This is a genomic window from Deinococcus budaensis (genome assembly GCF_014201885.1).
Classification (GTDB): Bacteria; Deinococcota; Deinococci; order Deinococcales; family Deinococcaceae; genus Deinococcus; species Deinococcus budaensis.
In genome coordinates, this window is sequence record NZ_JACHFN010000017.1 from 45,355 (window position 1) to 60,701 (window position 15,347).

Annotated in this window: 6 protein-coding genes and 1 riboswitch; all 6 genes read right to left on the minus strand. The window is 70.1% G+C overall.

Features of this window, described 5'->3' with window-relative positions; all coding sequences use genetic code 11:
* Positions 1-154: 154 nt before the first annotated feature.
* The 6 genes from HNQ09_RS16560 to HNQ09_RS16585 all read right to left on the minus strand — a co-directional run bounded on the left by HNQ09_RS16560 (position 155) and on the right by HNQ09_RS16585 (position 15,321).
* Positions 155-4,024, minus strand: coding sequence for a beta strand repeat-containing protein (locus HNQ09_RS16560; protein WP_184031515.1), 3,870 nt, complete (start codon positions 4,022-4,024; stop codon positions 155-157).
* Between the two features lie 2 nt (positions 4,025-4,026).
* The gene (locus HNQ09_RS16565; RefSeq protein WP_184031516.1) at positions 4,027-7,224 is read right to left on the minus strand and encodes an RHS repeat domain-containing protein; all 3,198 of its coding nucleotides are present in this window, start codon (positions 7,222-7,224) and stop codon (positions 4,027-4,029) included.
* A gap of 2 nt (positions 7,225-7,226) precedes the next feature.
* On the minus strand, positions 7,227-10,001 hold the full coding sequence (locus HNQ09_RS16570) for a DUF11 domain-containing protein (RefSeq protein ID WP_184031517.1): 2,775 nt from the start codon (positions 9,999-10,001) through the stop codon (positions 7,227-7,229).
* A 139-nt stretch (positions 10,002-10,140) separates the two neighbouring features.
* Positions 10,141-12,429 (minus strand): beta strand repeat-containing protein, encoded by a 2,289-nt coding sequence (locus HNQ09_RS16575; protein WP_184031519.1) that lies wholly within the window; start codon positions 12,427-12,429, stop codon positions 10,141-10,143.
* 58 nt (positions 12,430-12,487) lie between these two features.
* Positions 12,488-12,967 (minus strand): hypothetical protein, encoded by a 480-nt coding sequence (locus HNQ09_RS16580; RefSeq protein WP_246363435.1) that lies wholly within the window; start codon positions 12,965-12,967, stop codon positions 12,488-12,490.
* A 153-nt stretch (positions 12,968-13,120) separates the two neighbouring features.
* Positions 13,121-13,204: riboswitch (cyclic di-GMP riboswitch) on the minus strand.
* Between the two features lie 515 nt (positions 13,205-13,719).
* Positions 13,720-15,321 (minus strand): aminotransferase class V-fold PLP-dependent enzyme, encoded by a 1,602-nt coding sequence (locus HNQ09_RS16585; RefSeq protein ID WP_184031522.1) that lies wholly within the window; start codon positions 15,319-15,321, stop codon positions 13,720-13,722.
* Positions 15,322-15,347 lie beyond the last annotated feature (26 nt).

A 15,347-nucleotide genomic window follows, 5' to 3' on the forward strand; every position in this document is an offset into this window, starting at 1 on the left:
CGAGTCCGGGTTCCCCTCTCGCGGGAATGCAGTACCGCAGCAGCGTGACCAGCACCAACCCGGGGGTACGGGAGAGATCGGCGGGCGGCGCTCCGGCAGAAAGACGAAAAGAGGACAGGCCGCCGTCACGGGGCCTGTCCGCTGTGGTGGGTCGTCAGCGGATGCTGGCGCGGAAGCAGAGGGTGTGCTGGGTGCCGGGAGCGAGGGTCAGCGCACTCGTCTGAAGCAGACGGGTCGAGCGTCCCGCCGCGTCGGTGGTGGCCGTGTCGGAGACTGTCACGCCAGCGACGGCGGCCCCCGGGTTGTCCATGCGGCCCTGACGGAAGGTCGCGCTGTTCGGCACGAGATCGGTGTTGGCCGGCACCACGTCGCTCACCCGGTAATTGGCAAGGGTGGTGCTGCCCAGATTGGCCACGTCGATGCAGTACTCCAGCACGTCACCCGGAAGGCCATTGACGGTGCTTGTCCAGGCCGGGGTCAGGGTTCCCTGGGGACCGAGGTTGCGCACCTGCTTGAAGAGGCGGGTGTAGAGGGTGCCCACCGGGACCGACCCGGAAGCGGTGGGGGCATTGCCCGCCTGCACGCTGGCCGTGTTCACGATGGTGGTCTGGGCCTGACCTGCCGCCGCCTCCAGGCTGCTCGCCGTGGGCACGTCGACAAAGACCACCACCGAACGGCTGGCATTCGGGGCCAAATCGCCCAGCGTCCAGGTCAGGGTCTGGCCGTTGCGGGTGGTGGGCGGCGTATTGCCCGTTTCCCCGGCGGCGTACGGCAGGCTGGTGGGCAGGGTATCGGTCAGTTGTACGCCTGTGGCCGTCAGCCCGCTGGTGTTCGTCACCGTGATGGTGTAGCGCAGCTTGGTCGCGCCGGAGGCGAGCGGATAGCGAATCAGCGCCTGATCGGCCACCTTGCTCACGCTGAGGGCCGCCCCGGGGGTGAGGCTGGAGGCGACGGTGCCAGAGGTCGCCGTGAGGCTGCCGGTGAACAGCGAAGCCGTGGCCGTCGCCTGGTTGTTCACCGTCTGGGCCGTGGTGACCGCAGGGCCGAGCCTCGCGTTGACCGTAAAGCCCACGTTGAAGCTGCCGCCCACATCCACCCGCCCGTCGGTATTTGCCAGCAGCAGGTTAGGATTCGCCGCCGTGCCCGTGAAGGCCGGGTTGAGGTCGGTCCCGTCCAGGTTAACGGTATTCGTCGCCCCGGAGACGGTCGGCGTGCCGCGCAGGGCCGCCGCCGCGACGCTCGCGTTCGCCCGGATCTGGTCAAGCGCGGCGTCGGTGAGCTGGGGCCGTTGCCGCGCCCAGGGGTCGGCCCCGGTCGGCGTGGGGATGGAGGGCGAGAAGGTCGCGTCCCGGACCGTGGCGTCGGGGTGGTAGCCGACATTGAGGGAAGTGTTGCGGTAGGTCAGGGTGTAGGGAATGTCGTAGGAGTAGTCCGGCTGCCGCACCGGGGTTCCCGCCGCCTTGTCCACCGCTACGCTGGGCGGGCAGAAGTCGATGTTGCCGAGAGCGATCCCCTGGCCCCCTCCGCCCTTGAGGGACCCAGTGGTGATGGTGAGGCTGGTGAGCGGCCCTTTGAAGGAGGCGACGCCCTGGCCCTGGCGGTTGACCGCCGTGCCACCCCCCTGGGGCGTCACCTGGGCGCCGTAAGCCGCGTCCACACCCATCAGCGTGTTGTAGGTGGGAGAGGCACTCGCGGCCTTCATCTGCGAGTTGCCCAGGCCCGGTACCGTGACGGTCATGGCCGCGCCCGCTCCGCTGGGAGTGCCTGTATAGGCCTGCACGGCCAGCGCGTGCCCACCACCGACGAGCACATCGGGGTTGAAGGTCTGCCCACCGTAGCTGGCCTGCACCCCGGCCCAGTCGCCGCTCCCGGCCACGCCGCCCACCGCGTCGAGGTCCGTCAGACCGAGCCGCACGTTGATCACGGGCGTGGGAAAGGTGATCACGATGGTATTGGTCGAGGTGTTTCCACCCGCCCGCGTCAGGAAGGATTGGCCGATGTTGGGCTGAATGCTCTCGCTGACCGCCCGCACCTCGTACCAGGAGCCGTAATTGGCGAAGGAGCTGGAGTAGCCCATGATGCCGTTGCCTGTGCCGGAGGCCGAGGTCAGACCCACGGTGATGCTCCGGTTCCCCCTGGAATTGAAAGTCCGGGTGACATTGCCCAGGGAGGTCTGGTTGCTCCCGCTGCTCACGCCCGAGGTGGACCAGTCGATCACGTCGCAGGTCGCGGGGTAGCTGGCGGGGTTGGAGACGGGCTGCTGGGGGACGGCCGTCACGCTGTTGCTGTCTTGACCCGTGTTGTCACTCAAATTTACATCGGTCAAGCTGCTGGGCAGGGTTGCTGTCGCCGTATTGGTCACGCTCGCCCCGGCGGCGGCCGTAACGGTCGCGGTGACCTGAAGCTCGTAAAAGGCACCCCTCGTTAGGGTCGGAAGTGCAACTCCAGGTGTGCCCTGAAGCTGGGCGATGGTTGGTGCCGCAGTGCAGGTATTGCCGGGCGCTGTGGCCGCCGGGGTACAAGTCACGCCCGTCACTGTGAGGCCCGTCACGGCGGGGTCGCGCAGCGTTGCCTCGGTCACGCTGGGCGTGCCACTGTTGGTTACGCGCACGGTATAGGTCGTGGCCGCTCCAGTGATTACGCTGGTCTGACCGTCGCTCTTGGAGACGGTCAGGTCAGACTGACCCACCATGGTGACCGGGGTGGGCGTAGAAGTTTGGGTGGCGACCAGATCGACCGGCGGCAACGGCGTACCTCCGGGGAAGGTATAGCCCGCGTTCGGGCCAGTGCTGGTGCTGCTGGCATACACCACGTTATTGACGGGTGAACCGGAGGCAGGCACGCTCGCCGCATTCGGATACGTGACCTGCACGGTGAAGGTGACGCTGACGCTGTCCCCCACCGCGAGTGTGTTGGTGCCGCTCAGCAGCCGTGTATCTGTGGTGCCGTTGAAGTTGGGATTCACTGTGGCGGTGCCACTGCTGATGGCCGGAGCAGACGTGATGCTCAGGGTGGGACTCCCGGCGCTGAAGGTCCGGCTCAGGTCCTCGGTCACCTGCACGTTGCGGTCGGGGATGGGGCCGGTGTTCTGCACTGTGACGGTGTAGGGCACCCGAAAGACCGTGCTGCTGAGCGCCTGCACGCTACCTGCGCTCTTGGCGACCGTGATTCTCTCGTCGGGAAAAACGCAGGATGCGCCGTCGGACTGGGCTGCTGGGCTGGCTGACGTGATGCGGGTAAAGGCCCCGGTGTTGAGGTTGATGACGCCGAAGACACCGCCATTCTGGTAGGCGTAGAGCGTGCCAGCAATATCGAAGAAGGCGGTGCCGATGGCGTTGGTGGTCGAAACGGCTGGCCCTGCCCCACGCGTAGTGACGCTGCCGCTCACGGGATTGATCTCGTAGACCACACCGGCCACAGACGCGCCGTCCGAGATCGGAATGTCGGCGGTGTGAACTCCGTAGATCAGGTTGGTGACGGGATCGAACGCTATGTCTGCCGTAGGAACGGCGCTGCTGAGGGTGACAGTTCCCAGCGCTCCGATACTGCCCCCGGCGCTGGTGGGCAACTGCACGGTGTACAGGGCCGTGCTGCTCGTTAGTTTTTTGATGTACATCTTGCCGTTGCGGTCGATGGTGCCTGCGGCGATCTGGTCCCCCGTAGGAATCTGGGTCAGGTTGGCAACCTCGGTCGCGCCCGTCGTGCCAAGCCGGTAAAGCCGGTAGGGCGTCCCCGTGGTAAACGCAGTGACGTTGACCGCATAAAAGTAGCCGTCGGCCTTGTTGAACGCCAGGGCATTGAGCGGAACACTGGAAACAGCCGCCCACTGCGCCGTGCCGCCTCCCGTCAAGTTCCGGCGGTCCAGCAGAAACAGGTTGGAGCCGGTGCTTCCTGTGGGCTGCCGAATTTGATAGAGGCGTGCGTCACAGGTGTAGGTACTGCCCTGTGCCTGGGCAGCATTGGTAGACAGCAGCATCAGCAGCGCCGCCAGACAGCCCAGCTTCCGCCAGAGAAATCGACCCATCTTCACTTCTTCCCTCCCAGCGTTTCATCCACCGTCAGATCCAGTCGCAGGTACAGCCCCTGCTTCGTATACGTCCCCGCGCTCGGCAGGCCCTCGAAGCCCGCGAAGTTGTACCCGGCGGTCAGCCAGGTGCCCGGCAGGGCGCGGACGCTGCCCTCCACCCCGTACCCCAGCGCCGTCGTGTTCGTGGCGGGCTGGGTCAGCACCCGGCCCCAGGCGCCGACGCCGAAGCGGTCGGTCAGGTAGGCCGTGCCGCCCAGATACGCCTGCGCGGTGAAGCTGCCCGCGTCACTCAGCAGGGCGCGGGTGTCCACGCCGCCGCGCACGGCCCAGGTCGGCTGGCGGTACTCGGCACTGACGCCCGTGTTGAGCTGGGGGGTGCCGCCCGCCAGGCTGCCCTGCACGAGGCGGACGTACCCCAGGCTGTTCACGGCGCTGTTCCGGTACGCGTAGCCCAGCGAGAACCGCTGGCCGTTCTTGCCCAGGCCAAACTCCGCGAGGCCGTCGGCAGTCAGGGTCAAGTGATCGGTCACGCTGCCGGTGATCCCTGCCCGCAGAACGGTCCCGAAGTCCCCCTCCCGGTAGATCAGGTCGGTGCCCGCCGTCACGCCGAAGGTGTCGGCCCGGTGGGTGAGGTCGGCGCTGGCGGTGACCTCCGTCTCGCCGCCGCGCACGTCGTAGAGGGCGCTGCCGCGCAGGCCCAGGGTCGTGCGCCCACTCAGGGGCAAGGTGGTGGACACCCCGAAGCGGGCGCGGTTGCCCTCGCCGCTCGCGGTGGGCAGCTCGTAGCCTGCGGCGTAGGTGGTGTTGCCGATGCGGGTGTCCAGCGTCAGGGCGGCCACGTGCCCCTTGCCCCAGGTCACGTCGTCGCGCAGGCCCAGGGTCACCCGGTCGGTCAGGCGGGAGCGCACCGTGAAGGCGGTGGTGGCGTCGAGGTTGCCGGAAAGGGGCTGGGTGTGGGTCACGTCCACGTCCAGGGGTTGCCGGTGGTAGCCCGCGCTGAGCACGGCGCCGAGGCCAGAGGTGTCCCCGAAGGCGTACTTCAGGCCCCCGCCCACGCTGAAGGGCGCGAGGCGGTAGTCGGCCCGGGCCGTCACGCTGCCGCCCTGCGCGGTCGGGGTGTCGTGGTACTCGCCGTCCACCCCGGCGCTGAGGTTCTGCCCCAGCCGCGCCGTGTAATTGCCGCCCACATTCAGGCCGACCGCGAAGGGCGCGAGGCCCACGTATCCGGCGTCCTGGTAGCGAATCCGGAAGGAGGCCGAGTCGTCCCCTAAGCGGGTCGAGAGGTCCGCGCTCGCCTGCACGCCGCCGGAAAAGGCGAGGCGGGTCTCGGCACGGGTGGGGCCGTTCTGATAGGTGCCGCGCACGCCGAAGGTCGTCTTGCCGTCGAGGCTGACCACCGCCGCGCCGACCGTGTAGTTCTCGCCTTCCCCCTTGACCTGCACCCCGTAGGCCAGGGTGCGCCCGGCGGTCGCGGTGCTCAGGCGGTAGCTGGCGAGGACGAGCACGTCGTTGAAGGCCGCGTCCACCCGGTCCAGCGGCCGCACCAGGGTCACGATGCCGGTGGGGTAGTCCACCAGGTAGTCCACGTTCCGCACCAGGGGGCGGCGCTCCAGCTCCTTGCCGGTCTGGCGCTCGCGGGTCACGACCTCCAGCGTCTCGCTATCAGGAGCGAGGCGGGCGTCGGGCAGGCGCAAGATTCGGGTGCTGTCCGGGGTCACCTCCGCCTCCGACACGCGGTCGCCGGGCACGCCCGCCACGAAGCCGGACACCGCCGGGTTGCTGCGGGTCACGGCGGTCAGTCCGGTGAACCCCTCGCCCACCGGCAGCACGTCAATCGGAACGGCGGAACGGCGGTAGGCCACCCGGAAGCCGGGATGGTCGTACACGGCGGCCACCGGGTCGGTGCCTTGCAGGGGAATCTGCTCGGTGCCCGCGTCGCCGTAGACCGGGGAGCGCACGGTCGGGTCGGTCGTGCCGGGCAGGCCGTCCTTGTCGGCAGCGGCGTAGAGCTTGCCCGGGCCGAGGGGCGTTTCCACATACCCACGGGCCTGCCAGGTGAGGTCCTCCGCGAGGTTGAGGTTGCCGTCCAGTCCCAGGGTCGCGCTCAGCACGCCCACGCCCACGCGCGAGCGGCCCGGCGTGACCTCGAAGCGGCGGGTCAGCACCTGTTCGCCCAGCAGCACGTCGAGGCGCAGCGGCGTGGGGGCGGACTGGGGTTGCAGTTCCAGTACACCTTCGCCGCCTTCGAGACGGACCTGATACCCGGCCTCGCCGGGGTTGGCGTCGGGGGTGCGGGGTTCCAGGCTGGGGCGCACGGTGAGAGTGGACTGCCCCGAGGGGGTCCCAAAGGCGTCAAAGGTGCGCACCCGCAGGCGCAGCGGCGTGCTGCCGTCGGCGGTCAGGCTCAGCGGCGTGACCTCGACCCCGGCGGTGGCCCCGGCCAGCACGACCTTGATTTCCTCGGTCCCCACCCGCAGCACGTTGGGGCCGGGGCGCAGCGGCACGCCCACGTAGGTCAGGCGCTGCACGCCGCGCACGCCGTCTTGCACCTCGGTCCCCAGGCGGTCCTCGCCCACGGGGGTGCCGTTCACGGTGAGGCCGGGGCGCTCGCCCTGCGGCCCCTCGACCACGACGGTGATGCGGTCGCGGAGGCGAATCACGCTGCCCGCGAGGGGGAGCTTGATCGCGCCCGCGTTCTCGGTGACCTCATCGGCCTGTGCGGAGAGGAGCACCGCACCTTCCAGGTCGGCGGCGTCGATCCGCCCCGCGAGCAGTTCGGTGCGGTCGCCGGGCAGCCGCACCTGGAGGGCCGGGGCCGGAAGCGCTCCCAATGACGCCGGATGGGTCAGCTCGTAGGTCAGCACCCCGCGCGGCTGGGCGGGCAGCACCCAGTACAGGGTGCCGCTCGCGCCGCGCCGGGGGTCGGGGACAGGCTGGCCGTCCAGGCGGCTGCTGCCGGGCAGGTACGCCGCGCCCGCCGGGGGCAGGTGCGCGATCACGACCTCGCGGGCCTGGGCCGGGGCGTCGAAGGGCAGCAGGACGCTGCTGGCGCGCTGCTCCGTCGCCCCAGCGGAGGTCGGTAGGAGTGCAGGCTCGCCCGTCGTCTGCGTCGTCTGCGCCGTCTGTGCGTGCGAGGCCGGGCCGACGAGCAGCAGGGCCGTCAGCAGGGCGAGGGTGGTGGGCAGGGGGGCAGGCACGGTCAGTTCCTCCAGCGGACGGCGGGGTCGGTCAGGGCCGCGCCCGGCTCGCCCGTGAATGCGAAGTCATAGGTCAGGAGCGTCTCTCCGGCCTTCAGGGTGCCCGACAGAGTATTGCGGCCGTCTTTCAGCACGGCGCCCAGGGGCAGCGCGTCTTGCAGCTCGAAGTCCGCGAGGTCGGAGGCCGACACCAGCCGCAGGGTGACCCGGTACACCCCGTCCACGAGGTGCAGGCTCTTCTCGACCCGCAGTCCGCCGACGGTCAGGGTCGTGCGGCGCATGGCCGCAATCTCGCCGCCGAGGGGCGCGAGCGGGAAGTCCACCCCGGTCAGGCCCCGGACGTGCACGGCGCGGGTGCCGGGCAGGCCGCCGTCTCCCGGCACGGTCAGCGGGAGGTAGGGGACCGAGCCCGGATCGAGGCGCAGCGCGTGCGTTCCCAGCGGCACACCCGCGAAGTGGTAGCGCCCCGCCGCGTCCGTCAGCACGAGGCGGCCCCCCGCGAGCAGCACCCGCGCCCGCTCGACCGGGGAGTCGAGACCCTTGTCGAAGACGCCGTTGCGGTTGCGGTCCACGAAGACCGTGCCCAGCAGGTCGGCCAGCGGCGCGAAGGCCCCCAGGTTCAGGCGGGTCACGGCAGTCGCCACGTTGCTGGCGATGGCGCGGGCGTTGCCGCCAGCCCCGTTGCCCATGACCTCCACCCGGTTGACCAGGTCGCCCGTGGCGTCCGCCGTCACGCGGGTCTGGTAGGTGACCTTGACCGTGCCGCCCGCCGGAATCATGCCGATCTTCCAGCGCAGCACGCCGCTGGTGTTGGTGGGGTCGGTCAGGCCCTCGCCGCCCAGCGTGCTCGTGCCCGCGAGGTACTCCAGCCCACGGGCCGGGGTGTCGGTGACCACGGCGTCCTCGATGGCGGTGGTTGCCGAGAGGTTCTGGATGGTCAGGGTGTAGGTCAGGCGGTCGCCGGGGGCGGCCTGGGTGCTGCTGACCGCCTTGCTGATCCGCAGCGCCGCGCTCCAGACCGGGCTGCGGACCTCGTTGCTGGGCAGCGGCGTGGGCAGTTCGGTCGAGACCATGTTGAAAATGTTCTTCAGCGCCTCGCCGTCCACCGCCCGCGTGCCCACCCGCGCCCGCACGGTAAAGCTGCGCGTCTCGCCGGGAGCGAGGGTGCCGACCGACCAGCTCACGGTCTGCGCTCCGGCCTCGCCCGTCACGGTGCCGCCCGACGACGCTTCCACGAAGTCCACGTGCCCCGGCAGGGGGTCATTCACGGTCACCCCGGTCAGGGGGCGGGCGTAAGGGTTGCGGACGCGCAGGGTGTAGGTCAGCTCCTCGCCCTGGGCCACCGTCCGCTCGGGGCCGGGCGAGACGGTCTTGAGCAGCTCGGGCAGCCCGGCCTCGACCGCCTGCACCACGTCGCGGGTGGTGTTGCTGGTGCCGCGCGTTCCGGCGGCGGTGAGCAGGGCTTCCAGACCTCCGGCCTGAGCCGCGTCGTAGCACACCCGCACCAGGGCCGTGCTGCCGGGGTCCAGCGGGAGGGGCTGCGCGAGGGGTGCGCCGTCCGCTCCGGTCAGGCGCGCGGTCGCGGCCCCCTGCGGGTAGGTCACGGTGACCGTGAACAGGTCGCGCACGTCCCCGGTGTTTTTCAGGGTGTGGTCGAAGCACACGGCCTGCCCGACCACGGCGAAGGGCCGGGTCTGGAGGTCGGTGGGGGTGTTCTCGGGCGCCTCAGGCTGGCCCACCGGGCCGATGGCGACGCCGGGCTGGTAGCGCACGTCGGCGCTGGCCGTGCCCTGGACCTGCTGGCGGCCCGTGGCGGCGGTGGCGACGTTCAGGAAAGTCCGGTTCTCGGCCTCGCCGGTCGCCCGCATCCGGAAGGTCAGGCTGAGGTCCGCTCCCGCCGCCAGGCTCGCGGCCCGCACCCGCACGCCGCGCACCTGCGCGGGTTCCGCCGCCCCCCAGGTCAAGCCGTCGGCGGTGTATTCGAGGGTCCCGGCGCTCGCCCGCGCGCTGCCGGGCATAAAGACCAAACCCCGCGCGATCTGCTCGGCCAGCGGATCGGTCAGCGTGACCTCGCGGCTCTCCCCGCCTCCCGCGTTGCGGGTGGTCACCGTTACGGTCGTCTCGCTGCCGGGGCGCAGCAGCGCGGGCGTGAAGCTCTTGTGCACCGCCAGCACGGGCGGCGGCCCGACCCGCACGCGGCTCACGTTGTCGTCGTCCTGCTGTCCAACCCCGCAGCTCGCCACCAGATTGACAAAGGCGTCGCCCCCGGCGCTCTGGGCGGTCTCCACGACGAGCAGGACCCGGGCGGCGGCCCCGGCCTCCAGGGTCAGGGACCCGACTTCGCCCTCGCCCGTGTCGGCCACCCCGTTGCCGTTGGCGTCGAGGACCAACCGGGTCGCGGGGGCGTGGGCGCTTCCGGCTTCCGTGCGGGCGGTGAGCGGGAGGGTGAAGCGGTCGTTGCCGCTGTTGACGACCGTGTACTGGAAGGTCGTGCCCTCGCCGGGCAGCAGCTCGGCGGTCTGTCCGGGAATCTGAACGGTCCCGCCCGGCGTCACGCTGACCGCGCACACCGCCTGCACCACTGTGCGGACGAGGTTGGACTGGGCGCTGGCCTCACCGCCGGGCGTGACCGGATTGAAGGTGGCGGTCGCCTGGTTGGTGATCTCGGTTCCGGCAGGGATCGGCCCGGCCGCGTTCGTGCTCTGGGCCTGTGCCCCCGCTGCGAACGCCCCCACCAGCAGACCGGGGAGCAGCAGAGCAAGAGAGGTGTGTTTCAAGGCGGGTCAACTCCTCGGGGAAGCGCGGTAAAGAAGGGGCCTGGTAGAAGGGGCTTGGTGCGCGGGTGGGGCAAAAAGGAAGTCTCTTGTTAGAAGGGGCGCACCCCGCAGGGAAGCGGAGGTGCGCCGGGGAGGGACCTCAGTTCACCTTGACGGTGAAGATCAGTTCCATCGTGGAGCCGGAGGGCAGGGCGTCGGGGACGTTGTTGTTGTCGTCGTCCGCCGCCACCGCGATGACCGTGCCCGCCGCCGCGCCTGCCGCCGGGGCGCTGGCCGACCAGGTGCCGGTGCCGATCTTGTAGATGAGTTTGGTCACGGCGGTGCCGTTCACGCTCAGGCTGGCCGACTGGAAGGTGGTGTTGGTGGGGACCGTGTCGTTCAGGGCGAAGCCCGCGACCGGAGCGTTGTAGGTGTTCTTGCCGATGATCTGGTAGACGATGTTCGCGCCGGGCAGGGCGGCCGTGTTGTTGGCCGTGTAGTTCGCGGGGTTGTCGATGCCGTTCTGGGGTGTGGCCCCGGCGCCCGTCTTGCCGTCCTGCACGAACTTGGCGACGCTCACCGCGCCGACCGCGCCCACCTTGATCACGTCGTTGAGGTCCGTCATGGTGACGGTGCTGTAGTTGCCCACGGCCTTCTGGCTGACCGTGTAGTTGCCCGCCGCCGTGCCGCTGGGCACCGTGATGACCGCGTAGACCTTGATTTCCTGACCGGCCGCCACGACGGGCGTGACGAAGTTGCCCGCGCCGTTCGTGGGCAGCGCGGCGCCGCTGGCGTCCACGTAGGTGACCGTCGTGCCCGCAGGCAGGCCCGCCGCCGTGGCGGACAGGGTGTAGCTGTCGTTGTACGCACCCAGGTTGGCCACGTCCATCGGGAAGACCGCCACGTTGTCGGTGTCGTTGGTCGTGCTGGTGTTGGTGCTGGTGTTGTTGCCCGGCATCACGCTCTGCTGCGGGGCCGGGGTGGGCACGGCCCCCAGCACGCCGTCGGTGCTGTCCCCGAACTGCGCGGCGCCCTGGCGCACCTCGTTGAAGGTGTTGGTGTCCGAGAACACGCCCGCGTCGTTGAGCGAGTCGGCGCCCACCACGATGGTGACCGGGTCGACGCGGGCCGCGTCGCTGGGGTCGGGCAGGGTCACCTCGGTGCGGTAGATCACGGTCTTGCCCGCAGGCGCCGTCACCGTGGGGTAAAGCGCCCCCGCCGCCACCGGGATAGGCTGACCGGTGCCCGGCGACAGGAAACGGACCTTGGTGCCGTCGGGCAGCGTAAAGACCCCGGTGTTGGCGTCGAAGGTGGTGCCGCCCAGCAGCGCCCTGTCTCCGCCCGCCGGGAAGAGCTGCACCGTGTCGTCACTCGTGCCGTTGTTCTTGAGCTGGTTGGTGAAGATGACGGTATCGGCGCCGCCCGCGAGGTCGTTGGTCTGGCCCACCGCCGGGTTGGTCGAGGGGTTGTCGTTGTCGGCCCTGGCGTAGGCGACCTGCTTGTTGCCCTGCACGTCGGGCACGATGGGCGTGCCGTTGGCGCCCGAGGGGTCGGCCGGGTTGCTGGGTGTGGAGGGGTAGCCCGTCGCCGTCTGGGTGGGGGTGGGCTGGTTGGGGGTGCCGCCGGGCACGGTGGGCACGTTCACCGTCACCAGGGCGGGGGGCGTGGGGCCGGTGGTGCCGCCGGGGCCGACCGGGTTGACCGGGTTGGCGACGTTCGGGCTGCCTTGCAGCGTGGGCTGGAAGGTCGTCACGCGGACGAACTGGAGGTCGGCGGCCTGGCCGGGGGTTGCGACCACCGCGCCGCTCTGCACGGTCTGGTTCTCGTACAGGGTGCTGCCGGTGGGGATGCCGTTCTGGCCGTTCGCCAGGCCGGTGCCGGTGACGAAGCCCTCGGGCGAGGCGCCGTAGGTCGCGTTGGCCGGAGCGTTGGCCGGAATGGTGAGCTGCTGGGTGAACTTGACCACGCCCGAGGTGCCTGCCGGGAGCGTGAGCACGGAGTTGCCGTCACTGTTCTTGGGCAGTTCGACCCCGCTGGCGTCGAGGTACTTCACCTCGGCGGCGGTCGAGGCCCCGCCCGTGACGTTGGGGCGCAGAATCACGGTCAGGGCCGTGTTGCCGTTGTTCACGGCGGCGTATTCGGTGGGGACGATCAGGCCGGGCGTCGCGCCGGTCACGGCCTTGGGGGTGGTGGCGAGCGTGTTGCCGTCGGGGGTGCCGTCGTCATACACGATGTCGAAGCCCGGCAGCGGCAGCACGGTCGTGGTCACGGTGTTGGATTTGACTTCCGTGGCGGGCTGGCCCGTGCCGGGGTCGGTGAAGGTGGCGCTCGCCTGGTTGGTGATGGGCGTGCCCGCCGCCGTGCTGGTGGTGTTCGGGGTGGGCGCGGCGGAAGCGCTGCCAACGGCCAGCGCGGCCATCAGGGCCAGGATCTTGGTGTTCGCGTTCATGTCTTCTCCTTTGGTTGCTGGGGCCTCAGGCCCGGAGCGGCTCGGGGGGAGGGCGTGGTTACTTCACCTGCACGCGGAAGCCGAGGGTCTTCTCGGTTCCGGCGGGCAGGGCGCCGATCGTCCAGCGGACGGCCTGGTATTCGTTGGGGTTGACCTCGACCTCTCTGGTCACGGCCTTGCCGTTCTCGGTGACCGTGATCTGCCTTTTGAGGGGCGCCGGGGCGAAGGTCTTGCCCGCGTCGATGGAGTATTCGGTCCGCACGCCCGCCGGGGCCGCGCCGTCGGGAGCGACGTAGACCATCCCCCTGGGGACCGGCAGCCGCACGGCGACGTTGGCCAGCGTGCGGGTGCTGACGTTGCGGGCGGTCACGGTCTGCGCGAGCTGGTCGCCAGGGCGAACGCGGGTGTAGCCCGGCGTGCGCTTCTCGGCCGCCTTGCCGTCCACGGTGACCGTTTGCACCAGTGCCTGCGAGAGGTTCAGGACCAGCGGCGAGGCGCTCTGGGCCAGCGCCATCCCGGGGAGAACGAGCAACAACATGGATCCGAAAGCTTTCATGGCAAAGTTCCCCCGCGGCATGGGTCAAGGAGGTGTCGTCCGCCGAGCGGCGACCCTGGGGTGGTGGGGAGGGTGCTGGGGTCCGTGCGCCTCGTCAACACGAAAGCGCCCGACACACCGCACCCCTGAAAGGGTTCACGGTTTCGTCGGTCGCACCACTGGCTCCACGTGCGGCAGGTGCCCGGATAAGCCGCACGCTTCATCGCTCCGGAACAGGGCGAAGATAGTGAAGGGTCTTGTACAAAAACCTTACATGTGACTCATATTACTCATATTATGCGACAGGCCACCCCCTCAGCGTTTGAACGTGCGTAGAGGTGGCGGCGCGCTGTGGGGCTACTCCAGATCCATCCGGGCAGGCCGCGAGGCAGCCCCAGCCGCTCCTTTCGCTGTCCACGCCCGCTGACTCCGCCTCAGCCCGTCGGCTGGGTTCGTGAAGAGGTGGAGCCGGTTGCGCCCAGCCCTCCTCGCCTGGACCATGGCCTGATCCGCTTGCCCCAGGCCCCCCGGAGAGCGGGCCGGGGACGCCCGTCACGCCGAGGCCCGGGGTGGCGCGGCTCCCCCCGCACCCGTTCCATCTGCTCCTGCATGGCCCGGTCGCCGCTCTCGTGGCCGTGCCCGGCGTTGATCCGCTTGTAAATGGTCCACGTCCACGGGAGCCAGCGTGAGGGGCGAGCCGCCGAACTGGCCCTGCTCGCTCCACGGCATGACATGGCGGCAGCCGTGAACGCCGGTCAGTGGGCGAAAAACACCAGGTCCTGCGGAACGCCGTCCGGCAGGGGCCGTTCCGGCTGCGTGGGCAGCGTGGCCGCCAGGCGCCTGGCCTCCGCGAGGTACGCCGCGTAGGGGACCGGGCCGTCCTCCCGCTCAGGCAAGTCGTCTCCGAAAAGGTCGGTTGGCGGCCCGTCGTCGGGATGCTTCCAGGCCCCGGTCTGCCAGTCCAGGGTGTACAGCGGCAAGAACCGTTCCCCGTGGTCGGCCACGAACTGAACGGCGTCCAGCAGGAATTCGACCTCCTCGTCCGTCGCCCAGGGGGCCAGATTCAACCGGGTCCAGCCGGGCTTCAGGCCCGCGAGGTTGCCCGTGATGCAGCGCTGGTAGCGGGCACTCAGCGGCTCGCCGATCCCCAGCAGGGCGTGGCCGTAGGGACCGGCACAGGCGCAGCCGCCGCGAGACTGAATGCCGAACAGGTCATTGAGCAGCCGCACGACCAGCCGGGGGTGCAGGTAGGTGCCGTCCTGGCCCGTGCGGATCAGAAAGGAGAGAAACGCCAGTCGAGACGCGCCCGGCTCACCCAGCAGCCGCACGCGGGGATGAGGGTGCAGGCGGGCCAGCGCGCGCCCGAACAGCTCGTGTTCCCGGGCCGTCAGGCGCGCCACCCCCAGCTGTTCCTTGACCCGGAAGGCCAGGGCCGCGCGCAGCTTCCCGAGAATGGCCGGCGTCCCGGCGTCCTCCCGGGCCTCGATGTCGGCCACGTAGGCGTGGGTGGTCGGGGTCACGTAGCTGACCGTGCCTCCACCCGGCGTACTGGGGACGGCCAGGCGGTAGACGTGCGCCTGAAAGCACAGCAGGCCGGGGGTGCCGGGTCCGCCCACGAACTTGTGCGGACTCAGGAACACGGCGTCGTACCCGTCGGGCTGGCCCGGTTTCATGTCGATCTGAACGTAGGGACCGCTGGCCGCGAAGTCGAAGAACGCCAGAGCGCCGTGCCGGTGCAGCAGCCGGGCGACCGTCCGGGTATCGGTCAGCAGGCCCGTGACATTGCTGGCCGCGCTGAACGAGCCGATTTTCGGGCGGCCCGCGAGGCGGGGATTCTGCAACAGGCTCCGCAGGGCCTCCAGATCCAGGTTGCCCCGGGAACACAGCGGCACCTCCACGACCTCGGCCAGCGTCTCGCGCCAGCTCACCTCGTTGCTGTGGTGTTCGTAGGGGCCGACAAAAACGATGGGCCGTTCACGCTCGGGCAGGGCCTGCAAGACCGCCGCCCGGTACACCTGCGGCACAGTCAGGCCCAGAATGTCCTGCAAACGGCGCACGGCGGCGGTGCTGCCCGACCCGCAGTACACCAGCTTGCAGGTCTCGTCGCCCCCCAGCTGCCCCTTGACGTACTTGGCCGCCTGATGGCTGAGCTGGGTGCAGTGCGCGCCTGTCGCGCTGTCCTCGGTGTGGGTGTTGGCATAGAGCGGGAGGGCGAGGTCACGAATGCGGTCCTCCACGCTGCGCAGCGCCCGCCCGGACGCCACGTAATCCGCGTACGTCACGCGCCGCCGCCCGAAGGGCGTCCGGACCACGGCGTCCGTTCCTATCAGGTCCGCGCGGAGTGTTGCAAAGTCCATGAGGGCAGCTTAAGCCTTGCCTGACG

Bases quoted from the DNA above. Each gene is read 5' to 3' on its own strand.
- HNQ09_RS16560 (WP_184031515.1), bottom strand. From the start codon at position 4,024: ATGGGTCGATTTCTCTGGCGGAAGCTGGGCTGTCTGGCGGCGCTGCTG.
- HNQ09_RS16575 (WP_184031519.1), bottom strand. From the start codon at position 12,429: ATGAACGCGAACACCAAGATCCTGGCCCTGATGGCCGCGCTGGCCGTT.
- HNQ09_RS16580 (WP_246363435.1), bottom strand. From the start codon at position 12,967: ATGTTGTTGCTCGTTCTCCCCGGGATGGCGCTGGCCCAGAGCGCCTCG.
- HNQ09_RS16585 (WP_184031522.1), bottom strand. From the start codon at position 15,321: ATGGACTTTGCAACACTCCGCGCGGACCTGATAGGAACGGACGCCGTG.